The organism is Tardiphaga sp. 839_C3_N1_4 (assembly GCF_051811045.1).
Taxonomy (GTDB): Bacteria; Pseudomonadota; Alphaproteobacteria; order Rhizobiales; family Xanthobacteraceae; genus Tardiphaga.
Genome location: NZ_JBPWQD010000001.1, coordinates 3341581 through 3367434, shown reverse-complemented (window position 1 = coordinate 3367434; position 25854 = coordinate 3341581). Strand labels below are relative to the sequence as shown.

Below are 25854 nucleotides of genomic sequence, written 5' to 3'. Positions count from 1 at the left end.
TCGCTTCGGTTAAACCCGCACCGGCCCCAGCATCTCGAAATGCGCGCGGCGCTGCAGCCAGATCAGCAGGATCAGGCTCGGTACCGCGACCACCACGCTGATGACGAAGAACATCGGCCATCCCGTCGCTTGCGCAACGTAACCTGCGCCTGCTGACAGATAGGTCCGCCCGACCGCAGCGAGCGCTGTGAGTAGCGCATATTGCGTGGCCGTGTGCAGCGGATTCTTGCAGAGCGCGGAGAGATAGGCGACGAAGATTACCGTGCCGATGGCGCTGGTGAAATTCTCGACCGAGATGGCCAGTGCCAGCGCCCATTGATTGACGCCGACGATGGCGAGCCACGAGAAGGCGAGATTGGACACCGCCTGCAACACGGCGCCGATCCACAAACTCGCCGCAAGCGAATAGCGCCGCGCGACAAAACCTCCAGCGAAACCGCCAATCAGCGTCGCGGCAAGGCCGACGCCTTTGACGATGGCCGCATAGTCATTCCTCGTGAAACCGAGATCGATCACGAAGGGCGCGGTCATGGTGCCAGAAAACGCATCGGTAAATTTGAACAGCACCACGAACGCCAGCGCCGCCCAGGCGTCCTTGCGCGCCAGGAATTCGGAGAACGCGCCGATTGCGGCCTGCAACACGCGCGTGAAGGCGCTTTCGCCGCGCGTGGCCGCTTCGGCCTGTGCGGATTGCTCGGGCTCGGTGGCCGCAAGCGCTGTGACCGTGCCGATCAGCACCATCGCAGCCATCGCCACATAGCCCCACATCCATGCGGTGGAGCGCGCGATGCCCGTGCTCTCGAAGGCGCTGACCAGAAACAGCACGCCGGCGGTGGAGATCAGCATGCCGATGCGATAGGCCGCGACATAGGACGCCATGCCGGCCGCCTGTTCGCTCTCCGGCAGGCTCTCCACACGAAACGCATCGACGACAATGTCTTGCGTCGATGACATGGCAGCGACCAGCAGGGCGCCAAGGGCTACGAACAGCGGCGAGCGCGCCGGATCGGTCAGCGCCAGCAGCAGGATCGCGCCGATCAGCAGCAGCTGTGAAAATACCAGCCAGCCGCGGCGGCGGCCGAACTGTCGCGTGAAGAACGGCACATGCAGCGCATCGACCAAAGGCGCCCAGAGGAATTTCAGCGTGTAGGGCGTGCCAACAAGAGCGAACAGCCCGATGGTGCCGAGATCGACGCCGGATTCGCGCATCCACACCAGCAGCGTGGAACCGGACAATGCAAGCGGCAGACCCGACGACAGGCCAAGCAGCAGCACGATCAGCACCCGCGGCTGCAGATACACCACCATGCTCTCGCGCCAGGTGGCACGGGGCTTCAAGGCGAGGGCGGCTTCGGACGAGTCAGGCGCGCTGGTCATGGGGAAGGGTTAGCAGATTCGGGGGGGGAAGCGGCCTGTGGCCTATTCCCCCGCCTGAATCTTGCGCGGCAGCGGCGCGAACATGTCGGGGGCGGCGGTCTTGGCGATCGCCGGGGTCACTTGCGTTGCGGGTTCACTCTTGCTGAAATCCAGTTCCTCGATGCGGCCGGCGCGCTTCTCGATCTTGTCGGCGGAAATCAGGATCTGGCGGACGTCCTCATTGGCCTGCCCAAAATGGGTCTGCAGCTTCATCACGCGATCGCGCAAGCGGGTGAGGTCGTCGCCCAGATTCAGTACCTCGGTGCGGATCTGGTCGGCAGCATCGCGCATCCGCGCGTCCTTCAGGATCTGTTGCATCACCTGAATCGCCAGCATCAGCAGCGACGGCGATACCAGCACCACACGGGCGCGATAGGCCTTCTGAATGATGTCGTCGAAGCCGTCATGGATTTCCGCATAGACGGATTCCGATGGCACGAACATCAGCGCCGTATCCTGCGTCTCGCCGGCAACCAGATACTTCTCGGCGATGTCGGTGACATGTTTCATCACGTCGGCGCGCAGCCGCTGTGCCGCGTATTTCTTCTCGTCGTCGCTGCGTGCGTCATGTAGCGCGGTAACGGCTTCCAGCGGGAATTTTGCGTCGATGCACAGTGGGCGCTGGTCCGGCAGGAAGATCACGCAATCCGGCCGCTTGCCGGACGACAGCGTGTGCTGGAACGCATAGGCACCGTTCGGCATGCCGTCCTTGACGATGCTTTCCATCCGCGCCTGACCGAAGGCGCCACGCGACTGCTTGTTGGCGAGCACGTCACGCAAGGTCGTCACCTGCGAGGTGAGGTCGGTGAGGTTCTTGTGGGCGTTGTCGATGATGCCCAGCCGCTCATGCAGCGCGCTCAGGCTTTCCATGGTGTTGCGGGTGGTCTGTTCCATCGACTGGCCCACGCGATGGGTCACCGAGTCCAGCCGCTCGGACACCGCGCGTGCCATGTCGGCCTGACGGCCCGCGAGGGCCTGGCCCATGGCGTCGACGCGGCCGGTGGCCTCGTTCTGCGCCTTCAGCACTTCGCTGAGGCGTTCTTCCAGTTCGTCGGCGCGGATCGCCTGTGCCATGGCCATGGCGGCGCCGCGGCTACCGGAGCGAGCGATGATGATGGCGATGGTGAGCAGCAAACCCAGCGCCAGAGCACTGAAGCCCATCAATGCCACACCGGCGGTGACCGGCATGTCGCCGATCATGAAAAGAATCTCGTTCATCCCATCCTTGTAGCCGATTCGGTCGGTCGCGCGAACGAAGAGGGAACATTTATGGTTAATGAAAGATAAATTTCCAAGCCTAAGAAATGTGGTCAAGCGGACCTTAACCGGCGTGGTTAACCTCGCCTTAATTTTCATGGTTAGCGGGGAGTTAACGTCCTTCAAAGTCCAGCTTTTCCAGCGGATTGACCCGGACCGGCGCGCAGATTAAATCGCCGCCATGGCCATTCGTGAAATCATTATCCTGCCCGACAAACAGTTGCGGCTGATCTCCAAACCTGTCGAGAAGGTGACGTCAGAGGTGCGCAAGCTCGCCGACGACATGTTCGAGACGATGTATGACGCACCCGGGATCGGGCTCGCGGCGATCCAGATCGCGGTTCCGCTGCGGCTGATCACCATGGACATCGCCAAGAAGGACGATGAGGAGGACGGCAAGAAGCCGCGTGTCTTCATCAATCCGGAGCTCATCTCGGCCTCGGAAGAACTCTCGGTCTATGAAGAGGGCTGTCTGTCGATTCCCGAATATTACGAGGAAGTGGAACGCCCGGCGACAGTGCGGATCCGTTATATGGACCTCGACGGCAAGACCATCGAGGAAGAGGCCAGCGGCCTGTTCGCGACCTGCATTCAGCACGAGATCGACCATCTCAATGGCGTGCTGTTCGTCGACTATCTCTCCAAGCTGAAGCGCGACCGGGTGCTGAAGAAGTTCACCAAGTTAGCGAAGCGGGCTGAGTAAATTCTCCGACCTTTCCTTCGTCATGCCCGGCGAATGCCGGGTATCCACGTCTTGAAGCGAGCAACCGAAAGACGTGGATGGCCGGGACAAGCCCGGCCATGACGGATAGGCTGGTGCTCTTAGCTGGAAGCTCCACATGTCGCTTCGTTTGATCTTCATGGGCACGCCGGATTTCGCGGTGCCGACGCTGCTTGAACTCGTGGCCCATGGCGATGAGATCGTCGCCGTCTATACCCGCGAAGCAAAGCCCGCTGGCCGTGGCATGAAGCTGCAGCCGACGCCGGTGGCCCGCGAGGCCGAGCGACTCGGCATTCCCGTGTTCACGCCGAAGACGCTGCGCACGCCGGAAGCCGAAGCCGAATTTCGTGCACATGAGGCCGAGGCTGCGGTCGTCGTCGCCTACGGCATGATCCTGCCGCAGAACATTCTCGATGTGCCGCCCTTAGGCTGCTTCAACCTGCACGGCTCGCTGCTGCCGCGCTGGCGCGGCGCCGCGCCGATCAATCGTGCCATCATGGAGGGCGACGCCGAGAGCGGCGTCATGGTGATGAAGATGGATGTCGGCCTCGACACCGGCGATGTCGCCATGGCCGAGCGCCTGGCGATCACCGATGCGATGACGGCGCTGGACCTGCACGATGCGCTGGCGCCGCTTGGTGCCGACTTGATGGTGCGGGCCATGGGTGCGCTGGAAAGGGGACGGCTGAGCCTGACCCCGCAGAGCGCAGATGGCGTCACTTACGCGGCCAAGATCGACAAGGCGGAGGCCAAGATCGACTGGTCGAAGTCGGCGCGCGAGGTGCTCAGGCATTGTCATGGCCTGTCGCCGTTTCCCGGCGCGTGGTGCGAAGTGCCGATCGAGGGCGAGGCGGTGCGCGTGAAGGTTCTGCGCTGCGAGCTTGCAAAGGGCGCGGGCGCGCCCGGCGAGATCATCGACGATCAGCTCACCATCGCCTGCGGCGACGGTGCGATCCGCATCATCGACCTGCAGCGCGCCGGCAAGCAGCCGATGAAAGCCAGTGAATTTCTGCGTGGCACGCCGTTGAAGCCGCCTCTGCAGGTGGGCTGATGCCGCGCTACAAGATGATCATCGAATATGACGGCACGCCATTTTCCGGATGGCAGGTGCAGGCCAACGCGACGCTGACCGTACAGGGCGCGTTGGAGCGCGCCGCCGAGGCCATTTGCGGCGAGCCAATCCGCGTCCATGGCGCCGGTCGCACCGATGCCGGCGTCCATGCGCTCGGCCAGGTCGCCCATTGCGATGTGCCGAAAGTGCTGGTGCCCGGTCGCTTTCGCGATGGCATGAATGCCCATCTGCGGCCGCACCCGGTCGGTGTGCTGTCTGCGGATATCGTACCGGATGATTTCGAGGCGCGGTTCTCAGCCATCAAACGCCACTACGTCTATCGCATTACCAATCGCCGTGCGAACCTCACCGTCGATGCCGGCCGGGTCTGGCGCGTGCCGCGTCCGCTCGATGTTGCCGCCATGCAGGAGGGCGCCAGGCGCCTGCTCGGCCGACACGACTTCACGACCTTTCGCGATACCGAATGCCAGGCCAAGTCGCCGATTCGCACGCTCGATCAGCTCGATGTCGTGCAGGATAGCGAGGCAATCACGATCAAGACGTCCGCGCGTTCGTTCCTGCACAGCCAGGTGCGCTCGATGGTTGGCTCACTGGTCTGGGTCGGCAACGGTCGCTGGACGCCGGACGACCTGGCTGCGGCGCTTGCCGCGAAGGACCGCAGCGCCTGCGGCATCGTGGCGCCGCCGGATGGGCTGTATCTGGTAAAGGTCGATTACTAGACCTTCACGCCCTTCATCGCGTCCCAGAACAGATCCTGTCCATTCGCGACATTCGCCGTCCAATGCTCGTGCGCAAAATCATTGGCGTCGTCGGTGATGAACTTGAAGGCGCGCCAGGGAATGCCGTGGCGCAGGCAGACCTGTGCGATGGCAAACAGTTCCATATCGACGATATCGACATTGTTCGTCACCAGCCAAGGATCGGTGGAGGTGACGAAACTGTCACCACTGCCGCAGATCACGCCGCGCTGGCCCGAGACCAGGCGGTCGAGATCGGGCGCAAAGGGCGTGCGGCCGCGCGGCGCCAACGGCTCAGCATTCATGTCGCGCTGGATTACGTCGCTGACCTCGACGAGGCCGTTGAGTTTGGTGTTTAGCTTGCCGGCGGTGCCGTAGTTCACGACGAGCTTGGGCTGCATGGCCTGCACCGCCTGAAGCGTCGCGATCGTGGTGTTGATCTTGCCGACGCCGGTGAAAATCACCTCGATCTCGGCAGGCGCGCGCGATTTGTCGAGCTCGCTTTCGAGCGCGGTGAGGACGAGAATCTTGCCGTTCATGCGAAATACCGATCCAGCACGCCACGATAGATTTGGGTGAGCTTCTCCAGATCGGCAACCTTCGTGTGTTCGTCGATCTGATGCATGGTCTGCCCGACTAGGCCGAATTCAATCACCGGGCAATAGTTCTTGATGAAGCGCGCATCCGAGGTTCCGCCGCCCGTGTTGAGATCCGGTGTGCGGCCGGTGACATCCTTGATCGCGGCGACGACCGTATCGGTAAATGCGCCGGGCTTTGTGACGAAGCTGTCCGAATTGCTCGGCTCCCAGATCACATGCGCGCGAATACGGTTGCCGGCGGCAGCCGCGACGCGTGCATCAATCAGGTCGCGCAATGACGCCTGCGTGTGATGGTCGTTGAAACGGATATTGAACTTCGCCCGCGCTTGCGCGGGGATGACGTTGGTCGCCTTGTTGCCGACATCCACCGAGGTGAATTCGAGATTGGACGGCTGAAACTGCGCATTGCCCTGATCGAGCGGATCGCCGCTCAGCGCTGTGATCAGCGCAGCAATGTCCGGCACCGGATTGGACGCGCGATGCGGATAGGCGACATGGCCCTGCACGCCATCGACCACGAGCGTACCGGATTGCGAGCCGCGGCGGCCGATCTTGATGGTGTCGCCCATCTCCTCGACATTCGAGGGCTCGCCGACGATGCAATGATCGAACTTTTCGCCACGCTCGGTCGCCCATTGCAGCAGCTTCACGGTGCCATTGACGGCGATGCCTTCTTCGTCGCCGGTGATGAGGAAGGAGATCGAACCGCCGCCGTCCTTTTGCGGCCTGCCGTCATTCGCCGCCAGATAGTCCAGCACGGCGGCGACCGACGCGGCGATGCCACCCTTCATGTCCACCGCGCCGCGACCGTAGAGCAGGCCGTTCGTCACGTCGCCGGAGAAAGCACCATGGGTCCACGCCGCTTCATCACCGGGCGGCACCACGTCGGTATGGCCAGCAAAACATATATGCGGCGCGGAAGTCCCGATCCGGGCATAGAGGTTTTCGATGTCGGCGCTGCCTTCCTCGCTGAAGGTGACGCGATGGACTTCGAAGCCGGCCGACGTCAGCAGGCTCTCGAGCACGCCGAGGGCGCCGGCATCCGCGGGCGTGATGGACGGGCAGCGCAGCAGCGCCTGGGCGATGGACAGAACATCATTCATATCCCCCGATTAACATGAGGTCCCGCCGATGGGCCAGCGCGATGCGGGACAAATTCGAGCTCACTTTGCTGGTCCCAGGCCGGCCGCGTATGGACCGGATCGGCGGGGGCCAGCATGTCGGCGCCGAACCGGTTGTCGCCATGCGTTCCCTTGAGAACGTACAGTTCGACCGCCCCCCAGAGGGCGACGATGAATACGACTATGGCCAGCGTGATAGCGGGGATCGAGTCGCCCAGCCAGCCACCAAGCTGATTGTACAGGCCGGGCACGACAAAGAACGGAACCGTCCACCAGCCGCTTCGGTCCCGATCATGTAGCCGTTTGATCGAGATGGCGGCATAGATCCAGAGGAAGAAGGGCGTCGCCACCACGCGGACGATCAGCTGGAACAGGTTGGCCGATGACATAGAGCGATAAGATGCGGGATCGACGATGGCGAAAATGTCGTCGGTGCTGAAACTGAAGGAGTTGATCGGCATGCCCAACGACTTGCCGATTGCGAACATGGCAAAGCCCAGCAATGCCATGAGGCCCAGCATGATCAGTGCCGCAAGCCAGACTCTGGCGCGGTTAATACGGCCGTCAAAGCCGAACAGAAGCCATTGATAGCCCATCATCGGTGCTCCGGAGCACGGCGACGGCGCGGCTCAGGATAGTTGGTCGCCTCGGATGGACTTCGGTTCGATCGCGGAGCGGAACGCGCGGCCGACGAGGCTCAGACTCTCTGTGCAATCGCGGGTTCGGCAAGCGGATCGGGACCGTATTCGTTCGGCCCGGCGGTGCCGCGCAGGAAGCCCAGTTCGACGATGGCCCAGATGGTCACGGCGAAGCTGGCGATATGAAAGACGAAGCTGGTGCTCGCGCTGCTGGTACTACCAATGCCGCTTAGGACGCTGGGGCCGAGCCAGAACACCAGGATCCACCATCCACTCTTCTCGCGGTCGTGCAGCCGCTTGATGCCGGTGGCGATGCCGGACCATGTGCCGGCGGTGATGAGGACAATGGCGGCCAGCCACAGCAGCAGTGCGCCGCCGACCATGCTGAACAGGCGATCGGTGTCAAAGCCGCCGAGCCATATCAGGGCAGCAGCCATGAAGGCGATCCAGGCCACTATGTAGATCAGGATGGCTAGCCAGTATTTGCCGCGATTGATCCGTCCCGTGAAGCTGAAAAGCAGCGTGGTCCAGTCCATGGCAGCCCCCAAGTTGTCGATCGGTCCGGTCTGCGCGATGCTACGCGCAAACCGGCCCGAACGACAATCAGTCGCGCAGCAGCTCGTTGATGCTGGTCTTGGACCGGGTGCGCTCGTCGACACGCTTCACGATCACGGCGCAGGCTGTGGAGGGGCCGATCTGGCCGTTCTTCATCGGCTTGCCGGGCAGGTTGCCGGGGACCAGCACCGCATATTCCGGCACTTCGCCGACGAACACTTCGCCAGTTTCGCGATCGACGATCTTGGTCGATGCGCCCAGGAACACGCCCATGGCCAGTACCGCGCCCTTGCGCACGATCACGCCTTCAGCGACTTCCGAGCGGGCGCCGATGAAGCAGTCGTCCTCAATGATCACCGGACCGGCCTGCAGCGGCTCCAGCACGCCGCCGATGCCGACGCCGCCCGAAATGTGCACGCGCTTGCCGATCTGGGCGCAGGAGCCGACCGTCGACCAGGTGTCGACCATGGAGCTCTCATCGACATAGGCGCCGAGATTGACGAAGGACGGCATCAGAACGACGTTCTTGGCGATGAAGGCCGACTTGCGCACGATAGCGCCCGGTACGGAGCGGAAGCCGGCGTCGCGGAAGCTGTTGTCGCCCCATCCCTCGAACTTCGAGGGCACCTTGTCCCACCAGGCCGCGCCGCCGGGACCACCAGAGATCTGCGCCATGTCATTGAGGCGGAACGACAGCAGCACGGCTTTCTTCAGCCACTGATTGACGGTCCACTTGCCGTCGTCGGCGCGGACGGCGACGCGGGCCTCGCCCTTGTCGAGCAGGTTCAGCGCCTGATCGACGGCGTCGCGGACTTCACCTTTGGTCGAGGCGTTGACGTTATCGCGCGCGTCGAAGGCGGCATTGATGGTGGACTCGAGGGCGGTCAGCGACATCGCAATTTCCTTGGGCAGATCGTGGGTAAAGGGTGATTTCTTGAAGCTTTTGTCGGGATTTGGCCGGGGAGAGTCAAGACGCGCGGGCGGCCATCCCGCCCTACCGCGCCGCGTTCAGCGCCGCCAGAAAACCTGTCAGATCGTCGGTGACGTGGTCGACATGGTCGTCGTCGCGGCCTTCCAGCTCCCAGTCCTCGCGCACCACCTCCTTGGCGCCGTCGGGCACGATCAGCACGGTGGTCATGCCGAGTTGGTGCGGCACTACGAGGTTGCGCGACAGGTCCTCGAACATGGCGGCCTTGGACGGATCGACGCCGTGCAGGCGAAGAAACTTGTCATAGGTCGGCTGCGCGGGCTTCGGCTCCAGATCGGCGGCGATGATGTCGAAGATCGCTTCGAACTGGTCGGCGAAGCCGAGGCGCTCCAGCACCGCGCTGGCATGGGCGACCGAGCCGTTGGTCAGGATCAGCTTGCGGCCGGGCAATTGCGCGATGGCGGCACCCATCACCGGGTTGGGCTCCAGCGGCGAATGATCGATCTCGTGGACGAAGGCGAGGAAGTCGTCGGCGCGGACACCGTGCTCGGTCATCATGCCGCGCATGGTGGTGCCGTAGCGCTTGTAATAATCCTTCTGAACCTTGAAGGCCTCGTCGGGCGAAATCCTGAGGAAGTTCGCGACGAAGTCGCGGATCTTGCCATCGACCTGCTGCCACAGGTTCACGTGGTGCGGATACAGCGTGTTGTCGAGATCGAACACCCATGTCTCGACATGGTTGAAGGCACGCGGCGATTTGGTCGGCAGGGTCATTGATTGTCTCTGTTGTCCGGTCGTCACGGCGTCGCAAAGCGCAGCGTCTTGCCGCCGCCCGACATGTCGACGATGGCGAAGCCGGCGCTGGTGAGGCCGCGGGTATTGCAGTCATTGTGTTCGCGGATCTCGAACTTACTCTCGCGTGTGCACAGCATGCGAACGCCGCCCCAGCTCAGGGGCTTGTCGTTGAGCTTGATGGCGCGGCCATTGTCGTCGACAGCCTCGGCGAAACTAAGGATCTGGCGGGGCTGGCCGACCACGTCGGGCCGCAGGCATTTGCCCGGCTCGATGCGATACCAGCCGCGGCTGACAATGCCCTTGCCATCGTCGGTCGCGACTGACGCCATCACCTTGTAGGACGTGTCGTTGCACCAGGTGAGGCCGGTCGCAGAGGGAGCCTGTACCGCAGCGATCATGGTCTCGAAGAAATTCGGCGTCGAAACCACATCGGCCGGAAGACTGCGGCTTTTGAGGAAGGACGAGAGCGCGCTCTGGGTCTTCGGCCCGTCCACGCCGTCGATGGGCGCTGCGTCATAGCCCGCGATGACGAGCAGACGCTGGATGGCAGCGAGCTTGGCCTGCTCGTCGTCATATTCGCTGTCTTCCGCGAGATAGGCGATCATATTGCCGTCGTCGGTCTGCGTCGGCTTGATCATCGTGAATGGCACTTGTGACTGTCCGGCACGGCATTGCCGGGCAGCAGCGATGACGAAGTTATCCGGCGCGATGCAGAGGTTGTCGGTGCCGTTCTGCGCCACGGGTGAGGCGCCATAGATGCTGAGCGCGCGGGCATGCAGCAGGATACGGTCGGCCGTCAGCGTGCCCTGTACGACGACGCGGCACTGCGCGGGGTCGATGCGAAACCAGCCGCGCGTCGCGGTGGCGCTCTTGTCGTCGATGCCGATGGCGGCTTCGACGACATAGCTCATGCGATTGCAGAGTTTGAGATCGGCGCGGGCTTCGCCCGAGACGAATGCTGAGCAGATCAGAGCGGCACCGGAAAGGAGCGTTCGTCCGAACACCCTCCGCATGTCATGCCCGGGCTTGACCCGGGCATCCACGCCTTTCGCTTTCCACCAGCCAGACGCGAATGGCCGGGACAAGCCCGGCCATGACGACGTGTGGTGTGGTGCGTCCATCACTTGTGGATCAGCGTGCCCGTGCCCTGATTGGTGAAGAGTTCGAGCAGCACGGCATGCGGAGTCTTGCCGTCGATGATCACGACGCCTTCGACGCCCTGTTCGAGCGAATAGATGCAGGTCTCGACCTTCGGAATCATGCCGCCGGAGATCGTGCCGTCAGCGATCAGCTTGCGGGCATCCTTGATCGACAGTTCCGGGATCAGCTTCTTCGACTTGTCGAGCACGCCCGGCACGTCGGTGAGCAGCAGCAGGCGCTTGGCCTTCAGCGCGCCCGCGACGGCGCCGGCAAAGGTATCGGCATTGACGTTAAAGGTCTTACCGTCCTTGCTTGCTGCGAGCGGTGCCAGCACCGGGATCAGCTCATAGCCGATCAGCTGGTTGAGCAGCGTAAGATCGACCTTTTCCGGCTCGCCGACAAAGCCGAGATCGACCACCTTCTCGATGTTCGAATCGGGGTCGACCATGGTGCGCGTCGCCTTCGACGCGGTGACCATGTTGCCGTCCTTGCCGCATAGGCCCACGGCCTTGCCGCCGGCTTCGTTGATGTAGCTGACGATCTGCTTGTTGATGGAGCCTGCCAGCACCATCTCGACGATCTCGATCGTCGCCGCGTCGGTGATACGCAATCCTGCGGCGAATTCCGACTTGATGCCGAGGCGCGTCAGCATCTGCGCGATCTGCGGGCCGCCGCCATGCACGACCACCGGATTGATGGCGGTCTGCTCCAAGAGGACGATATCGCGGGCAAATGCGCGGGCCGTATCCTCGGCGCCCATGGCGTGTCCGCCATATTTGATGACGATCGTCTCTTCGTCATACTGCTGCATGTGGGGCAGCGCCTCCGACAGGATGCGGGCCTGGTCGAGAGCACTGATGATGGGCGCGTCGGTCATGAAGCGGATCTCACGGTGAGCAATCTGCGGCGCGTTCTAGCCGATTGATTGCCGCCGCGCAAAGCATCGCTGCTCTGTCCAGTGGCCCGGCGTCAGGTGGGGCGCGGCCAAGCTGCGGATACCGCCAGCGCCAGCCAGCTCAGGATCAGCAGGGTGCCGCCGGTCGGTGCGGCCATTGTGAACAAGCCGTGACCGACATATTGGCGCAGGGTCAGGTCGCCGGCGAAAATCGCGGCAGCAATGACGAAGCCGAAAGCCGCCGTCAGGCCGATCTGCAGATGGGCGACGCCGCGCTCGATCAGGGCGACGGCGCCGAGAATGGCGGCGGCATGAAACAGCAGCATCGAGGAGGCGGAAGCCAGCCGCGTCGCGTCCGGCTGGTGCGCCGAAGCGGCGGCGAGAATGACGCCGTCGGCGCCCATCACGCCAGCCAGGATGAGAAGAATGCGAAACAAGCTAAAGCGGGTCATCAGTTGCGCTCGTTCAACAGACGGACCATTGCAGCCCGCAATTCGGCCATGCCGTCACCGGTGCGCGACGATGTAACCAGCACGTCGGGAAAGGCTGCCGGGTGAGTCCGCAACTCGGTGCGAACCTCTTCGAAGGTCTTTTCGAGTTCGCTCTTCTTCACCTGATCAGCCTTGGTCAGCACGATCTGGTAGCTGACCGCCGAGCGATCGAGGGACTTGAGCACGTCGAGGTCGACATCCTTCAGGCCATGCCGGGAGTCGATCAGGACGTAGACACGGGCGAGGCTCGCACGGCCCTGGAGGAAATTGTAGATCAGCTTGGTCCAGGACGCGATCTTGACCTTCGGCGCCGAGGCATAGCCGTAGCCAGGCATATCTACGAGTCGGAAGTCGGAGCCATCTGGACCTTCGAAGAAGATCAGCTCCTGGGTGCGGCCTGGCGTGTGCGAGGTCCGCGCCAGAGCGTTGCGGCCGGTCAGCGAATTGATCAGGCTGGATTTGCCAACATTGGAGCGGCCGGCAAAGGCCACTTCCATCCCTGCCATTGGCGGCAGCGTCTCGATCGAGGGCGACGCCCAGATGAACGTCCATTCGCCTGCAAAAAGCAGGCGGCCCTGTTCGATCAGCTTCGCATCGGTGTCAGTGGTCATGCGAAGTCTTTCCGGCTGCGCGCCCCGGCGTTGCGCCGGGGGCGTCAGCCACTTGGTTTGATCAGGTGGTCTTCTTCTTCGCGAAGGTCGACTTCACGTTGTCGAACAGTTCGACCTTCACGCCGTTACGATTCATGATGTAGGCCTGCTGCAGCACCGAGAGGGTGTTGTTCCAAGCCCAGTAGATCACGAGACCAGCCGGGAAGCCGGCGAGCATGAAGGTGAAGATCAGCGGCATCCAGTCGAAGATCATCTTCTGCGTCGGATCCGGCGGTGTCGGATTCAGCTTCATCTGGAACCACATCGTGATGCCCATGATGATCGGCCAGATGCCGAGCGCGAGATAGTGGCCGAACACCGGAATCGTCGTCGGATCGAAGGGGATCAGGCCGAACAGGTTGAACAGATTGGTCGGATCATGCGCCGACAGATCTTTGATCCAGCCAAAGAACGGCGCGTGGCGCATTTCGATGGTGACGAACAGGACCTTGTAGAGCGAGAAGAACACCGGGATCTGCAACATGACGGGAAGACAACCGGCGATCGGGTTGATCTTCTCCTTCTTGTAGATCTCCATCATCTCCTGCTGTTGCTTCATCTTGTCGTCAGGGAAGCGCTCCTTGAGCGCCGCCAGCTGCGGCTGCACGGCCTTCATCTTCGCCATCGAGGCGTAGGACTTCGAGGCCAGCGGGAAGAAGATGATCTTCACCAGCACGGTGACGAGCAGAATGGCGATGCCGAAGTTGCCGAACAGGTGGAAGAACCAGTCGAGCGCCAGGAACATCGGCTTGGTGATGAAGTAGAACCAGCCCCAGTCGATCAGAAGGTCGAAGTGATTGAGGCCGAGCGCCTGATTGTAGCCGCCGAGGCCGACAGCCAGCGGGAAGTTGATGCCGACAGTGGCGGCTTCCTTGGCGCCGGCGAACAGGCGGGCATTGGCCGTGCCGGTGCCGCCGATGGCGATGGTCTGCGCGTCCTGCAGATAATCGGTCTGGTAGGTCCGCTGGGTGCCGGTCAGGTTCGACGAGAAACGGGCCTGCAGCTGCGCATTGGTATCGGGCAACAGCGCCGAAGCCCAGTATTTGTCGGTGATGCCGAGCCAGGCATTGGTGACCTTGAAATTCACCGCCTTGGCTTCGTCGATCTTCTTGTAACCGTATTCCTGCAGACCCTGGTCGCCGAGATAGCCGACGAGGCCTTCATGCAGGATGTAATAGCCTTCGACATGCGGCGTGCCGTGGCGCGAGATCAGCGCGAAGGGATACAGCGTCACCGGTGCGTTGCCGATATTGCTGACGTCATCCTTGACCGAGAACAGGTAGCGGTCGTCGATCGAAATGGTGCGGGTGAAAGTGAGGCCGTCGCCATTGTTGTACTTCAGAACGACAGGCGTGGTCGGCGTCAGGGCGTTGGAGCCTTCCTGCTGCCACTGGGTGTTCTGGTCGGGGATTTTTGTGTTTGCACCGGCGGCGGCGACCCAGCCGAATTCGGCATAATAAGGCGCGGCCGTGCCCGACGGGGAGAACAACACGATCGCCGGCGACTTCGGATCCACAGTGTCGCGGAACTTGGTCAGCGAGATATCGTCGAGGCGCGCGCCCTTCAGCGCGATGCTACCGGAGATGCGCGGCGTGTCGATCTTGACGCGCTGCGATGCTGCAATGGCACTATCGCGGCTGACGATCGGAGCGTTGGCCGGCGCCACATTCGTGGGTGCGCCGCCTGCGGCGGTGGAATTCGCGGTCGGCGTCGTGCTGCCGGGCGTGGCGTTTGGCTGTGCGGTCGGGTTGGCGAGCTGGGTCTGCGTCGCGGTCTGTGCGCGCTGCTTCTCCATCTGCGGGATGTTGTAGAAATATTGCCAGCCGATCAGCACCAGGCCGGACAGAATGACGGCAATGATGGTGTTGCGATTGTCGGTCATCGTTCAGGTCTCGTCATTCAAATGCGGGTGCGGCTCTCGCTTCCGGCTGCGCGCTTGTCGCAGGCTGAAAGCGTCAGGTCACGCTGGTTTTAGAAGATTGCGTCTTAGAAGATTGCCGATCGAGGCGGTGCAGCGCCGAGCGGAGGTCGTCGAGCATCATCGTGAAATCGCGTTGGAGCGCGACACGACGGCCGACTAGCACATAATCGCTGTGGGGTCGCATGGATAAGACATCGACGCGCTTCACCAGTTCGCGAAGCCTGCGCCGGATACGGTTCCGCTCGGTGGCGGTTCCGTTTTTTTTGGTCACGGTAAAGCCGACCCTGATCGGGCCGTCGTCGTCACGTCGCCGGGTTTGCATCACAAAGGCAGGGCTGTTCACCCGCGGCCCATTGGCAGCGGCGAGAAAGTCCGCCCGCTGCCGTAACCGGTCCATGATGAACTCTCGGAAGAGATCCGATCAGGCGCTGAGGCGCTTGCGGCCACGTGCGCGGCGCGCAGCCAGAACCTTGCGGCCGCCAACGGTCGCCAAGCGAGCGCGGAAGCCGTGACGGCGCTTGCGCACCAATTTGCTGGGTTGATAAGTCCGCTTCACGGGTCGTTCTCCGCTGACCGGGCAATTCGCCGAGTAATTTGAGGTAAGTCCTAAGATGTTGGCTCAACGAGCCATTTCGGGCCCAAAGACGAGCCGCACCCGATCTAAAACCGGGTCATCGCGGACAGTTGGCGGGCTTATACGGGAGCGTCCTGTTTTCGTCAACGTTGCCCTGTAGCGGTGCTCTGATCCGCCAAATTCCTGGAACCACGGGATTAATCCCAATTTCCCGGTGTTTTCAGGTTGTTGGCGGTTGTGAAATTGCTCTATGGCTTAAGCGTGTTCGCTCAGCGGACAAATTTAAGAACTGGTCGCAAACATCATCGTAACAAATCGTCGTTGGACCCGTATCGCTCAATAGTTCAGCGTCAGACCGTGAGATCAGAGGCCAATATTGTGTCTTCGGCCGGCGAAAAGCCCATCGAGCCCGCGTTCAGGCTCGGCCCCATGCGACGGCTGGGGCTGTCGGGCAAGCTGTTGCTGCTCACCATTCCGCTGGTGCTGATTGCCGAAATTCTCATTTATGTGCCCTCGATCGCTAATTTCCGAATCAACAGGCTGAACGACAGGCTGGCCGCGGCCAATACGGCAGCACTGGTGCTGGACGCTGCGCCGCTTGGGATGGTCCCGGAATCGCTGTCGCGGCAGATCCTGAGCAGCATCGGCGCCCGTGCGGTGGCCATCAAGATGGGCCAGCAGCGCCGTCTGCTCGCTAGCGCTGATTTGCCGGCGCAGATCGATCATGACATCGACATGCGGTCGATGACGGTGTGGTCGGCGATCGTCGATGCGTTCGAGGTCATGCTGGAAACTGGCGATCAGACGATGCGCATCATCGGGCCGGCGCCCGGCGGAGCGCAATTCATTGAAGTAGTGGTCGATGAATTGCCGCTGCGGCAGGCGATGTATCGTTTCTCCAGCAATCTGTTGTGGGTGTCGCTGGGATTGGCGATTCTCTCGGCGGGGCTGGTCTATCTGGCGCTGCATTATCTGTTCGTGCGGCCGATGCGGAATTTGACGGCCAATCTCGTCGCTTTCCATGAAAACCCCGAGAGCTCGGCGCGGATTATCGTGCCGAGCCAGCGCGCCGACGAAATCGGCGTGGCGGAGCGCGAATTGTCCGACATGCAGCGCGATCTCGTTTCAATGCTGCATCAGAAGAGTCGTCTCGCTGCGCTCGGCCTCGCGGTCTCGAAGATCAATCATGACCTGCGCAACCTGCTTGCGTCGTCACAATTGCTGTCAGATCAGCTCGCCAGCGTGCCCGATCCGCGCGTGCAGCGCTTCGCGCCGAAGCTGATGCGCTCGCTGGAGCGCGCCATCGCCTTCTGCCAGTCGACACTCTCTTATGGCCGCGCGCAGGAAGCTGCCCCCGATCGCAAGATGATTCTCGTTGAGCCGGTGGTCAACGAAGTCCGCGAATCGGCCGGGCTTGCGACCGACGTGTCGATCGGCTGGGTCAACGCCATCGAGCGCGGGCTGATGATTGATGCCGATCCCGACCAGTTGTTTCGCATTTTGCTCAATCTGGTCCGCAATGCGGCCCAGGCGCTGGAGGGGCAGCCGCAGAGCGACGTCGCCCCGCAGCAGATCCGCATCACCGGCCGCCGCGAAGGCGCTGTCACCATTCTCGAAGTGTCCGACACCGGCCCCGGCGTCCCGCAGCGGGCGCGCGACCACCTGTTCGAAGCATTTCAGGGCTCGTCCCGCCCCGGCGGTAGCGGGCTGGGCCTCGCGATTGCGGCCGAACTGGTCCGCGCCCATGACGGCGATATTCACCTTGTGGAAGGCACTTTGGGCGCCACCTTCCGGATCAGCCTTCCGGACAGGCCGGTGGAACTGCACAGCATCCGTAACGAACGCGCGCGGGCCTGAGCCGTCTTTTCCGGGTATGTCACGGGAGTGAAATAAGCGGCTCAGGGCGCTTGCCAAGCCGGGCTCGACCCGGTAGCTATGGCCCGCTTTCGCAAACATCGTTTCCGAAACGCATCCGGTGTTGGCGGCTCTAACTTTTGGCCCCACACATCGCGGCACGCGCCCGTAGCTCAGCTGGATAGAGCACGTGACTACGAATCACGGGGTCAGAGGTTCGAATCCTTTCGGGCGCGCCATTTCCGCTTCATTGTGATGCGCCAATCATCGTCGCCATTGCTGCGCTTCTCGTAGCTTACGGGATCCTTGCCAGAACGTTGGGCCGGTTTTTCTCGAGCCAGGCTACGGCCTCGGGTCCATCGACGACGCACTCGAAGGTTTCCCAAGTGGGGTCCTCCAGGGATTCCGGTTGCAGTCGCTTCGCTGCATACTCAACGAGGTCGTGCAAGCGTTCGTATCCTCGTCGGCGCTCGAGGGAATCTGCAATCGCTGTGCTGGCCCATCCGCGTTGGGCCAAATCGATAATGCTCGGAGCGTTAGCCTCGCTGAACCAGGGTGTGGCATCGAACTCGATGCAGCGGACATTATCAGCGGTATGGCAAGTAGCGTGGATCATTGGGGTCCTCCGTTCGCTGGCTAACAACCTGCGCTAGCATTGCTCTTTAGAGTTTCACATCGCTGCCCCGCACGCCTCAGCCTTTGACCAAGTCCCCCAGCAGGTTTGCCGCCACCATCAGCTTGGCGAGCGTCAGACCGCCTGCCGCAATCTCCTCGACTGCGCGGCGGATGCGCGTCGCCTCGGGATGAGCTGCAAGCCAGATCTCCGTAGCCTGCTGGCCGGATTGACCGGTTGCCAGCATATCAGCGGCAAGGCCTCTTTCGGCCGATGCGATCAGGTCGACGGCGCGGTCGATGGCGAGGCGTTCGAAACGATCAGTGGCCGGCACGCTACGCGCGGCGGCGATAATGCGGTCGAGACGGAAATTGGCCTCGGCGGCAAAGAACGTCGCGGCGGCATCGCCGATGCTGCGGCTGGTGCGCTCGGCGACCGTCACGATGTCAGGCGCCGAGACCAGGGTGTTGAGATCGGCCAGTTCGCCGGCGAGGCCGGACGGGACGCCGGCATCGGTCAGCTCCTGCCGGCGTTTGCCGCGCGCGGCCTGCAAGTCCGGTGGCAGGGCGTTGTCGAGAGAGGCCCTGATCTCCCGGATACCCGGGCCGAAACGTGCGATCACCGCCTTGAGGCCGTCCTTGAAATTAGTATTGCGCACGTACCAGACCATCCGGGAAAGCAGAAGGTCCTGGACCGCCTCATAGAGGGACAACTGCAACTGCCCTTCGATGCAGGCGTCGAGCGTATCGATCGCATCATTTAGCCCCTTGAGCCCGTAGGATTCATCGACCGCCACATAGGCCATGACGATGGTGGTGATATCGGCATCGGTTTCGTCGATCAGGCGCACGATACACGCCGGGCCGCCGCGGTTGATGACCGTATTGACGAGGCTGGTCGCGATGATTTCGCGTCGGAGGCGATGGAACTCTACCGCTGTCGGGAATCTGTCCTGAACCTGGCCAGGAAAATACCTCGAGAGCTCGCGAGCGAGATAAGGATCGTCCGGCACGCTGGTGCCGAGCAGGTCGTCGTAGAGCGTCAGTTTGGCGTAGGCGAGCAACACGGCAAGTTCAGGCCGTGTCAGGGACTGCCCGCGCCTCGTGCGCTCGGCGATCGCGGCGTCGTCGGGCAGAAATTCGACTGCACGGCTGAGCAGGCTGCGCTGCTCGAGCGACTGCATCAGGCGGGTGAGGAAGCCGGTCTCTGCCACGCCCTTGCGTTCAGCGAGCGAGAGCGCGAGCGTCTGCAGATAGTTGTTGCGTAGAACGAGCGCACCGACGTCGTCGGTCATCGCGGCAAGCAGCGTGTTACGGTCAGCCGGGCTGAGGCGTCCCTCGCGCTCGGGGCGCGCCAATGCGATCTTGATATTGACCTCGACGTCGGACGTATTCACGCCGGCCGAATTGTCGATCGCATCGGTGTTGAGCTTCACGCCCGTCTGCGCCGCTTCGATGCGGCCGCGCTGGGTGACGCCGAGATTGGCGCCTTCGCCGATCACCTTGGCGCGAACGTCGGTCCCGGTGATGCGGATCGGATCATTGGCGCGATCGCCGGCCTGATCGTCGCTCTCCACCGATGCCCGGATATAGGTGCCGATGCCGCCAAACCACAGTAGGTCTGCGCGCGTCTTCAGGATCGCCGTCATCACCTCGAACGGCGTCGCCTGCGGTTTGTCGAGATCGAACAAGGTGCGAACTTCCGGTGCGAGCGGAATCGCCTTGAGGGAGCGCGAGAACACGCCGCCGCCTTGCGAGATCAGCGATTTGTTGTAGTCCTGCCAGCTCGATCGCGGCATGTCGAACATGCGCTTGCGTTCGGCGTAGCTGATCGCCGGATCGGGAGAGGGATCGATGAAGATGTCGCGGTGATCGAACGCCGCAACGAGTTTCGTCGCCGGCGAGAGCAGCATGCCATTGCCGAAGACGTCGCCGGACATGTCGCCGACGCCGACCACGGTGAAAGGCATGGTCTGAATGTCGGTGCCGAGCTCGCGGAAGTGGCGTTTGACAGCCTCCCAGGCGCCTCGCGCCGTAATCCCCATCTTCTTGTGGTCGTAGCCCTGGCTGCCGCCGGAGGCGAAGGCATCGCCGAGCCAATGGTTCTTCTCGGCCGAAATCGCGTTGGCGATGTCGGAGAAGGTGGCGGTGCCCTTGTCGGCGGCGACGACCAGATAAGGATCGTCGCCATCATGCCGCACGGTCGAGTCGGGTGGGAGGAGGTCGTCGCCGTCGAGGTTGTCGGTGAGTTCGAGCAGCGAGCGAACGAAGATGCGATAGGCTTCGGTGCCTTCCGCGAGCCACGCATCGCGGCTGGAGAGCGGGGGCAGGCGCTTGGGCACGAAGCCGCCTTTGGCGCCGACCGGCACGATCACGGCGTTCTTGACCTGCTGGGCTTTGACCAGGCCGAGAATCTCGGTGCGGAAATCCTGTGGCCGATCGGACCACCGCAGTCCGCCGCGCGCAACCTTGCCGAAGCGCAGGTGAATGCCTTCGACGCGGGGGGAATAGACGAAAATCTCGTAGAGCGGTCGTGGAGCCGGCAGGTCCTCGATTCCGCGCGCGTCGAACTTGAAGGAGATCACCGGACGCGGATGTCCGTCCTCGCCGACCTGCCACAAATTGGTGCGGATGGTGGACTGCACCAGATTGGTGAAACGGCGGAGGATGCGGTCTTCGTCGAGCGATGCGACGGATTTGAGCTGCTCCTCGATATCGGCAAGGAGGGCGGTCTCCCGGGCCGAGCGCTCGGAATCAGTAAGGGTGAGGCGTGGATCGAGGCGGGCCTGGAACAGCGCGACGAGGTTGGCGGTGATCGCTACGTTCTTGCGCAGAGTCTCCCACATATAATCCTGGCTAAACGGCGCGCGGATCTGGTGCAAATAGCGGGACAGCGCCCGGATGGTCGAGACTTCGCGCCAGCCCAGGGCCGTGCGCAGGATCAGCCCGTTATATCCGTCGGATTCGGCGCGATCACCGACCACTGCCATGATCGAGGCTTCGAGCCGATGACTGAATTCCCGGTTGATCTCGATCGGCTGGCCGTCGCTGGTCTCGATCGTCATGTCGTGCAGCCACACCGGCTCCGGCCTGGCACCGGGCACGATCTGATAGGTACGTTCATCGACCACGCGCAGGCCGTGATTTTCGATCACCGGCACGCGATAGGACAGCGACAGCGGCGCGGCATCCGAGAACACTTTCAGGCCGAAGCGTCTGGGATCGTCCTCGCCCTCGAAGCGATGAACCGAAATCGTCACCGGGCGGGTTGGCGTGAGCCTTTCGATGGTGGCGATATCGGCTATCGCCTGTTCCGCCGTGGAAACCTCGGTATAGCCGCCGGTAAAGGCCTGAGCATAGCGATTGGCGAGCATGCGTGCCCGCATGCCATCGGTAGACGCAGTTAGCGCGGCCTTCAGCTTGTCGGCCCAGGTCGCGGCAATGGCGCTGATCCCGGCTTCCAGCGTGGCGCGCTCGACGGCAGGAGTCTTACCTTCATAGCGTCCGATGATGTAGTGAACGCGCGTCAATGCTCCTTCGGGGAAAGACACGTAGGAGGCCGCCTGCATCCCTTTGTAGATCTGCGACAGGAAGGCGCCGACGCGCATGCGCACATCAGTGTCGTATTTGTCGCGCGGAATGAAGACGAGGATGGAGACGAAGCGATCGAACTTGTCGACCCGAGCGAGCGCCCGGACGCGGGGGCGCTCATAGAGGATCAGGATTTCCATGACGAAATTGAAGAGGGTGTCGACGTCGACCTGGAATAATTCGTCTCGCGGATATTCCTCGAGGATATGCATCAGCGCCTTGCCCGAATGGCTGTTCGGATCGAAGCCGGCGCGCTGGAGCACCCGCGATACCTTGTGGCGAACATAGGGGATCTGTCGTGCCGAGCGCGTATAGGCGCCTGAGGTGAACAGGCCGACGACTCGCAATTCACCCTCGAGCCGGCCGTCGGGCGCATAGAGCTTGATGCCGATATAATCCATCCGGATGCGGCGATGAACGCGGCTACTCACATTGGCCTTGATGACGATGAGTAGGGTCGGCTCGCGCATGAACTCGCGAATTTCCAACGTCATCACCACCATTTCGCTGCCGCGGCGCAGGACCTTTACATCGGGGTCGCGGAGGATGCCGAGGCCCTCAGCGGTCGTGATGTCGTCCGACGCATCGCTGTCGGGCGAGAAGCGATACTCGCGCACGCCGAGAAAGGTGAAATTGTCCGCGCACAGCCATTGCAGGAACTGGTTGGCCTCGGCGACCTCGTCGATCGGCAGCGGCGGTGGATTGGAAGAGAAAGTCTTGATCGAGTTCTCGACCCGGTCGCGCATGACGCGCCAGTCCGCGACGCTGGCGCGCACGTCGCTTAACGTCCTGGTGAGGCCGTCAATCAGCCTCTCGCGGTCAGCGTCGGCGTCGAGGCGGGTGATGTGGAGGTGAATCAGGCTCTCTCGCGCGCCCTTTGCCCCTTCCGGCAGAGCTTCACCGTGGAAGTGCAGGAGCTTGCCTTGATCATCGCGCTCCACCGCGATGATGGGGTGAGCGACGAGGGTGACTTCGATGCTCTGCTCGGCGAGCTCCGCCATGATGGAATCGAACAGGAAAGGCATATCGTCGTTAAGAATTTCGAGCACGGACATCTCGCGTCCGTCCGGCATCATCGGATTGACGACACGGATATCAGCACGACCCGCCGTGCGTCGCTGTACATGCTCCCAGGCTTGCTCCGCCAGGAAGGCAAGCGAGGAGGCATCGTAACTGGCGAGGTCCTCGACATTGGTGTAGCCGAACATGAGCTCGGCAAAGGTTCGGGGGGCCTTGCCCGGCTGCACGCTTCCCGCCGCGTCGCGGATCAGAGTTGCCCGGGCCTTGTCGTCACGCCACGCCATAGCGTCCTCCACGTCCCAGCCAACTCACCGCAATTACGGTCGGCCGTTGTTTTTGGAGTGCATCTCTTCGTGCGCCATCGTTTCCCGACCGCGTTTCAATCGCACAGGTGAAATCTTCGGTCGTGCGGTCTCGACTATATTAGCACCCCGGGGCCGCCGTGGCGCGCGGAGTTGTGAGGTGTGTCTTGAGGCCGGAATCGATGCCGACGAGCCTCACGCCATGGGCGTCTTATGAAATCACAAGCAATTTCAACAATATATATGAGTTCATGGTTGTGTTCCGAATGGCGCGCCATTTTTCCGTTCAGATTAAAACAGCCAATCGTCGATCGGCTGCTCATCGCTGGCTATATCGCAAGGGGACCTTTGCCTTGAATTGAGCGACGCGTGCTCGCTTGCTGGATTTTCTGCTCAACCTCGTAAGCTGCCTTCAAAAGCGTTTCGGCAACTTCCTGCTCGCGTCGCGGGCCGAGCCGTGTTCGGACGGCCGATATGGTGAGGGCCGCCGCCGGATCCCCATCGGCTGTCTTGATCCAGGTCGAAATCGATTTCGTGCCCTGGACCAATCCGACTTCGCGCACGCCATAGCCCCTGCGCCGGGCGTCGGCGATTTCTGACAACACGGTCTGCCGGTCGGTCCGATATCCCGCGAATCGAGGTTCATTCGTCGCAGCGATCCTGCGTGACTCTTGAGCCGGTAACGCGGCCAGGATGGCGACGCCTGCGCTGCTGACGCCGAGCGGCCGCCGCGCACCCACGGCGATCGAGAGTACCTGAATCGGATATGAGCCAATTCTCCTATCCACGCATAAAGTGTCGTTGCCGGTGCGCACCGTTAGAAACAATGTATCACCGACCCGTTGCGACGTTTTGCGCAAAATGTCGTCCGCCGCTGCGAGCAATGGCGAGCGCGATGGGCGAGCGAGTGCCAATTCAGGGACCTGCGTCCCGATTGCATAGCGACCCGAGCGCTCGTGGCGCTCGACGAGCCCCTCCTCCATCAGGACATGGACGATCCGGTGTACGGTCGGGCGCGATAGACGCGTCGCTTGGACGACTTCTTTCAACGGCAATCCGCTCTCACCGCCCGCTGCAAGCACGCGAAGGAGGAAGAGCGCGCGCCGGATCGCCTGTGCGCCTTGTCGCGGCTCCGGATCGAGCGTTGTCGGCAATCCACTGTCCATAATGTGGACAATAACCGCACATTGGCATCGACAAGTAAAGCGCTTGAAACCAATTGTTCGCCGCAAGAGCGCTGGTCCTAATCGGCGTCGAACATACGGTCTGCGGCGTGAAAGCCGCATCTGGCGGGAGGAAATGATGAAGTCGCTATGGATCGCTGCAGCCATTGCCGCGACGCTGGTTAATGGCGCGGCGACGGCCCAGGAATGGCCCGCGCGTATTGTCAAACTGATCGTGCCCTATCCGGCCGGCGGCAATGTCGATAGCGCGGCGCGCATCGTCGCGGATCGGCTGCAAGAGAAATTGGGCCAGCCCTTCGTGATCGAAAACAAGTCGGGCGCTGGCGGCATGATCGCCGGGGAGGCGCTGGCGAAAGCGCCGAATGATGGCTACACGCTGATGGTCGGCGCCAATGGTCCGGTTCTCTTCGCCCCCGAAATCAACAAGCGCGACGCCTACAACTGGAAGCGCGACTTCCTGCCGATCTCGAGCATCTCGATGACGCCGCTGGTGCTCGAGGTTCATCCTTCCGTGAAGGCTACTTCGTTCGCCGATTTGCTCGAACTCGCGAAGCGCGATCCGGGCAAGCTGACGATGGCCTCTCCGGGGCCGGGCACCACCAATCACCTGCTCAGCGAACTTATGCAGTCCAAGCTCGAGATTCGTTGGGTGACGGCGCATTATCGCGGCAACGCGCCCGCGACCAATGACCTGCTCGGCGGGCAGGTTCAGTTCGCATTCGATCAACTGTCGGTCAGCCTTCAATATATCAAGAGTGGAATGTTGCGCGCCTTGGCGGTTACGAGCCCACATCGACTGAAGACGCTTCCGGACGTGCCCACTTTTGCCGAGCTCGGCTATCCGGATTTTGACGGCCAGACTTTCACAGGGCTGTTTGCTCCGGCGAACACCCCCGCTCCGGTCGTCGATAAATTGAATAAAGCGCTGGCTGAGATTCTCAAGGAGCCAGGCGTGGTTGACAAGTTCGAAAAACTTGGCGCCGAAGCGCTCCCGATGACGCCGGGTGAGTTCAGAGCCTATCTCGATCGTGAGGACGCCAAGTGGATTCCGGTCGTGCGCAAGGCCAACGTTAAGGCGGATTGACGAATGAAGATCGATCCCGCTGAACTTGGCGCCGAGAAGGCCTATCGTCTGCTCACCGGCATCGTCGTCCCGCGACCGATCGCATGGGTGACCAGCCTGTCGCAGGCAGGTACTGTCAACCTTGCGCCTTTCAGTGCTTTCACCTTCGTCTCACCCAAGCCGCCGATGCTGGCAATCAGCGTCGGTCGCAAATCCGGCGTCTACAAGGACACGGCACGCAACATCCTGGATCGCGAAGAATACGTCATTCACATCGCGGATTCGCCGTTGATGTCGGCGGTTCACGAAAGCTCCGCCGAACATCCGCCGGAGGTGAGCGAGGTCGAAGTGCTCGGTCTCGAGACGACGCCCAGCGATCATATCGCGGTGCCGCGGCTGACGGCGGCGCCTATTGCGATGGAATGCCGATTTCGGCAATGCCTCGAATTCGGCGATACCCGCAGCCGGTTGATCGTCGGCGAAGTAGTCGCATTTCATATCAAGGACAGTCTTTTCGCCAACGATAAGATTGAAACCGAGAGTCTTGATCCGATCGCCCGTATTGCCGGTCCGCGTTACGCGCGGCTAGGTGAGATCTTCACGTTGAAGTCCGTATTTCAGACATCGAAGTAATTGGAACAACGCCGCGGGCGCAACTCGATCAGCCGGTTCAGCACCGCGATCCGGCGTCAATCGATCTAGTGAATTGTTCAGGAGC

Annotated in this window: 23 protein-coding genes and 1 tRNA gene; 7 read left to right on the top strand and 17 right to left on the bottom strand. The window is 62.2% G+C overall.

The genetic code is table 11. The annotated features are described in order from the left end of the window. Positions 1-9: 9 nt before the first annotated feature. Together AB8A38_RS16180 and AB8A38_RS16175 are read right to left on the bottom strand one after the other, a co-directional pair. The gene (locus AB8A38_RS16180) at positions 10-1377 is read right to left on the bottom strand and encodes an AmpG family muropeptide MFS transporter (RefSeq protein ID WP_439086640.1); all 1368 of its coding nucleotides are present in this window, start codon (positions 1375-1377) and stop codon (positions 10-12) included. A 42-nt stretch (positions 1378-1419) separates the two neighbouring features. Next, positions 1420-2634 (bottom strand): DNA recombination protein RmuC, encoded by a 1215-nt coding sequence (locus AB8A38_RS16175; protein ID WP_439086638.1) that lies wholly within the window; start codon positions 2632-2634, stop codon positions 1420-1422. 220 nt (positions 2635-2854) lie between these two features. On the opposite strand from AB8A38_RS16175, the gene def reads away from it, so the two are divergent. The 3 genes from def (at position 2855) to truA (ending at position 5185) form a co-directional block, all read left to right on the top strand. Next, a complete protein-coding gene (gene def / locus AB8A38_RS16170; protein WP_439086637.1) occupies positions 2855-3376 on the top strand; it encodes a peptide deformylase in 522 nt (173 codons plus the stop codon). Between the two features lie 136 nt (positions 3377-3512). Continuing rightward, positions 3513-4445, top strand: a complete 933-nt coding sequence (gene fmt, locus AB8A38_RS16165) for a methionyl-tRNA formyltransferase (protein WP_439086636.1) — start codon at positions 3513-3515, stop codon at positions 4443-4445. Then, positions 4445-5185, top strand: a complete 741-nt coding sequence (gene truA, locus AB8A38_RS16160; RefSeq protein ID WP_439086635.1) for a tRNA pseudouridine(38-40) synthase TruA — start codon at positions 4445-4447, stop codon at positions 5183-5185. The genes fmt and truA overlap by 1 nt, the downstream gene beginning before the upstream one ends. Here the strand turns inward: truA and AB8A38_RS16155 are convergent. The 13 genes from AB8A38_RS16155 to rpmH form a co-directional block, all read right to left on the bottom strand. Next, positions 5182-5742 (bottom strand): phosphorylase family protein, encoded by a 561-nt coding sequence (locus AB8A38_RS16155; protein ID WP_315840433.1) that lies wholly within the window; start codon positions 5740-5742, stop codon positions 5182-5184. The genes truA and AB8A38_RS16155 overlap by 4 nt on opposite strands. Then, on the bottom strand, positions 5739-6905 hold the full coding sequence (gene dapE / locus AB8A38_RS16150; RefSeq protein ID WP_439086634.1) for a succinyl-diaminopimelate desuccinylase: 1167 nt from the start codon (positions 6903-6905) through the stop codon (positions 5739-5741). Before dapE ends, AB8A38_RS16155 begins: the two co-directional genes overlap by 4 nt. Next, the gene (locus AB8A38_RS16145) at positions 6902-7522 is read right to left on the bottom strand and encodes a DUF805 domain-containing protein (RefSeq protein WP_439086633.1); all 621 of its coding nucleotides are present in this window, start codon (positions 7520-7522) and stop codon (positions 6902-6904) included. Before AB8A38_RS16145 ends, dapE begins: the two co-directional genes overlap by 4 nt. 98 nt (positions 7523-7620) lie before the next feature. Beyond that, the gene (locus AB8A38_RS16140; protein ID WP_439086632.1) at positions 7621-8097 is read right to left on the bottom strand and encodes a DUF805 domain-containing protein; all 477 of its coding nucleotides are present in this window, start codon (positions 8095-8097) and stop codon (positions 7621-7623) included. 67 nt (positions 8098-8164) lie between these two features. Beyond that, positions 8165-9010 carry a 2,3,4,5-tetrahydropyridine-2,6-dicarboxylate N-succinyltransferase gene (dapD, locus tag AB8A38_RS16135; protein WP_231078267.1) on the bottom strand — a complete coding sequence of 282 codons (846 nt, stop codon included), beginning with the start codon at positions 9008-9010 and terminating at the stop codon, positions 8165-8167. A 100-nt stretch (positions 9011-9110) separates the two neighbouring features. Then, complete coding sequence (locus tag AB8A38_RS16130; protein WP_315840437.1) at positions 9111-9818, bottom strand: pyrimidine 5'-nucleotidase; 708 nt, start codon at positions 9816-9818, stop codon at positions 9111-9113. Between the two features lie 23 nt (positions 9819-9841). Continuing rightward, positions 9842-10852, bottom strand: a complete 1011-nt coding sequence (locus AB8A38_RS16125; RefSeq protein ID WP_439088537.1) for a DUF1036 domain-containing protein — start codon at positions 10850-10852, stop codon at positions 9842-9844. Positions 10853-10959: 107 nt separating this feature from the next. Beyond that, positions 10960-11856 (bottom strand): acetylglutamate kinase, encoded by an 897-nt coding sequence (argB, locus tag AB8A38_RS16120; RefSeq protein WP_120288257.1) that lies wholly within the window; start codon positions 11854-11856, stop codon positions 10960-10962. A 92-nt stretch (positions 11857-11948) separates the two neighbouring features. Continuing rightward, entirely contained in the window at positions 11949-12326 is a 378-nt protein-coding gene (locus AB8A38_RS16115; RefSeq protein WP_439086631.1) for a DUF423 domain-containing protein, read from the bottom strand. After that, a complete protein-coding gene (gene yihA, locus AB8A38_RS16110; protein ID WP_068732797.1) occupies positions 12326-12976 on the bottom strand; it encodes a ribosome biogenesis GTP-binding protein YihA/YsxC in 651 nt (216 codons plus the stop codon). Before yihA ends, AB8A38_RS16115 begins: the two co-directional genes overlap by 1 nt. A gap of 61 nt (positions 12977-13037) precedes the next feature. Beyond that, positions 13038-14897, bottom strand: a complete 1860-nt coding sequence (gene yidC, locus AB8A38_RS16105; protein WP_439086629.1) for a membrane protein insertase YidC — start codon at positions 14895-14897, stop codon at positions 13038-13040. 73 nt (positions 14898-14970) lie between these two features. Beyond that, positions 14971-15333, bottom strand: a complete 363-nt coding sequence (gene rnpA, locus AB8A38_RS16100; protein WP_089262790.1) for a ribonuclease P protein component — start codon at positions 15331-15333, stop codon at positions 14971-14973. Between the two features lie 24 nt (positions 15334-15357). After that, the gene (gene rpmH / locus AB8A38_RS16095; protein WP_011471298.1) at positions 15358-15492 is read right to left on the bottom strand and encodes a 50S ribosomal protein L34; all 135 of its coding nucleotides are present in this window, start codon (positions 15490-15492) and stop codon (positions 15358-15360) included. A 447-nt stretch (positions 15493-15939) separates the two neighbouring features. Between rpmH and AB8A38_RS16090 the strand changes: the two genes are divergently transcribed. Together AB8A38_RS16090 and AB8A38_RS16085 are read left to right on the top strand one after the other, a co-directional pair. Next, complete coding sequence (locus AB8A38_RS16090) at positions 15940-17367, top strand: ATP-binding protein (RefSeq protein WP_175368586.1); 1428 nt, start codon at positions 15940-15942, stop codon at positions 17365-17367. 159 nt (positions 17368-17526) lie between these two features. Beyond that, positions 17527-17603: transfer RNA gene (locus AB8A38_RS16085), tRNA-Arg, on the top strand. Positions 17604-18056: 453 nt separating this feature from the next. Here AB8A38_RS16085 and AB8A38_RS16080 read toward each other — a convergent pair. Together AB8A38_RS16080 and AB8A38_RS16075 are read right to left on the bottom strand one after the other, a co-directional pair. Then, the gene (locus AB8A38_RS16080) at positions 18057-22883 is read right to left on the bottom strand and encodes an NAD-glutamate dehydrogenase (protein ID WP_439086628.1); all 4827 of its coding nucleotides are present in this window, start codon (positions 22881-22883) and stop codon (positions 18057-18059) included. A gap of 335 nt (positions 22884-23218) precedes the next feature. Then, complete coding sequence (locus AB8A38_RS16075) at positions 23219-24055, bottom strand: IclR family transcriptional regulator (RefSeq protein WP_439088536.1); 837 nt, start codon at positions 24053-24055, stop codon at positions 23219-23221. Between the two features lie 136 nt (positions 24056-24191). On the opposite strand from AB8A38_RS16075, the gene AB8A38_RS16070 reads away from it, so the two are divergent. Both AB8A38_RS16070 and AB8A38_RS16065 read left to right on the top strand, forming a co-directional pair. Beyond that, a complete protein-coding gene (locus tag AB8A38_RS16070; RefSeq protein WP_439086627.1) occupies positions 24192-25157 on the top strand; it encodes a Bug family tripartite tricarboxylate transporter substrate binding protein in 966 nt (321 codons plus the stop codon). 3 nt (positions 25158-25160) lie between these two features. Further along, positions 25161-25769, top strand: coding sequence for a flavin reductase family protein (locus AB8A38_RS16065; RefSeq protein ID WP_439086626.1), 609 nt, complete (start codon positions 25161-25163; stop codon positions 25767-25769). The last annotated feature ends 85 nt before the right edge of the window (positions 25770-25854 follow it).

What these genes read in the sequence shown, in the direction of transcription:
- AB8A38_RS16180 (WP_439086640.1), bottom strand. Translation starts at nt 1,377, where the DNA reads ATGACCAGCGCGCCTGACTCGTCCGAAGCCGCCCTCGCCTTGAAGCCC.
- AB8A38_RS16175 (WP_439086638.1), bottom strand. Translation starts at nt 2,634, where the DNA reads ATGAACGAGATTCTTTTCATGATCGGCGACATGCCGGTCACCGCCGGT.
- def (WP_439086637.1), top strand. Translation starts at nt 2,855, where the DNA reads ATGGCCATTCGTGAAATCATTATCCTGCCCGACAAACAGTTGCGGCTG.
- fmt (WP_439086636.1), top strand. Translation starts at nt 3,513, where the DNA reads ATGTCGCTTCGTTTGATCTTCATGGGCACGCCGGATTTCGCGGTGCCG.
- truA (WP_439086635.1), top strand. Translation starts at nt 4,445, where the DNA reads ATGCCGCGCTACAAGATGATCATCGAATATGACGGCACGCCATTTTCC.
- AB8A38_RS16155 (WP_315840433.1), bottom strand. Translation starts at nt 5,742, where the DNA reads ATGAACGGCAAGATTCTCGTCCTCACCGCGCTCGAAAGCGAGCTCGAC.
- dapE (WP_439086634.1), bottom strand. Translation starts at nt 6,905, where the DNA reads ATGAATGATGTTCTGTCCATCGCCCAGGCGCTGCTGCGCTGCCCGTCC.
- AB8A38_RS16145 (WP_439086633.1), bottom strand. Translation starts at nt 7,522, where the DNA reads ATGATGGGCTATCAATGGCTTCTGTTCGGCTTTGACGGCCGTATTAAC.
- AB8A38_RS16140 (WP_439086632.1), bottom strand. Translation starts at nt 8,097, where the DNA reads ATGGACTGGACCACGCTGCTTTTCAGCTTCACGGGACGGATCAATCGC.
- dapD (WP_231078267.1), bottom strand. Translation starts at nt 9,010, where the DNA reads ATGTCGCTGACCGCCCTCGAGTCCACCATCAATGCCGCCTTCGACGCG.
- AB8A38_RS16130 (WP_315840437.1), bottom strand. Translation starts at nt 9,818, where the DNA reads ATGACCCTGCCGACCAAATCGCCGCGTGCCTTCAACCATGTCGAGACA.
- AB8A38_RS16125 (WP_439088537.1), bottom strand. Translation starts at nt 10,852, where the DNA reads ATGCGGAGGGTGTTCGGACGAACGCTCCTTTCCGGTGCCGCTCTGATC.
- argB (WP_120288257.1), bottom strand. Translation starts at nt 11,856, where the DNA reads ATGACCGACGCGCCCATCATCAGTGCTCTCGACCAGGCCCGCATCCTG.
- AB8A38_RS16115 (WP_439086631.1), bottom strand. Translation starts at nt 12,326, where the DNA reads ATGACCCGCTTTAGCTTGTTTCGCATTCTTCTCATCCTGGCTGGCGTG.
- yihA (WP_068732797.1), bottom strand. Translation starts at nt 12,976, where the DNA reads ATGACCACTGACACCGATGCGAAGCTGATCGAACAGGGCCGCCTGCTT.
- yidC (WP_439086629.1), bottom strand. Translation starts at nt 14,897, where the DNA reads ATGACCGACAATCGCAACACCATCATTGCCGTCATTCTGTCCGGCCTG.
- rnpA (WP_089262790.1), bottom strand. Translation starts at nt 15,333, where the DNA reads ATGGACCGGTTACGGCAGCGGGCGGACTTTCTCGCCGCTGCCAATGGG.
- AB8A38_RS16090 (WP_175368586.1), top strand. Translation starts at nt 15,940, where the DNA reads ATGCGACGGCTGGGGCTGTCGGGCAAGCTGTTGCTGCTCACCATTCCG.
- AB8A38_RS16075 (WP_439088536.1), bottom strand. Translation starts at nt 24,055, where the DNA reads ATGGACAGTGGATTGCCGACAACGCTCGATCCGGAGCCGCGACAAGGC.
- AB8A38_RS16070 (WP_439086627.1), top strand. Translation starts at nt 24,192, where the DNA reads ATGAAGTCGCTATGGATCGCTGCAGCCATTGCCGCGACGCTGGTTAAT.
- AB8A38_RS16065 (WP_439086626.1), top strand. Translation starts at nt 25,161, where the DNA reads ATGAAGATCGATCCCGCTGAACTTGGCGCCGAGAAGGCCTATCGTCTG.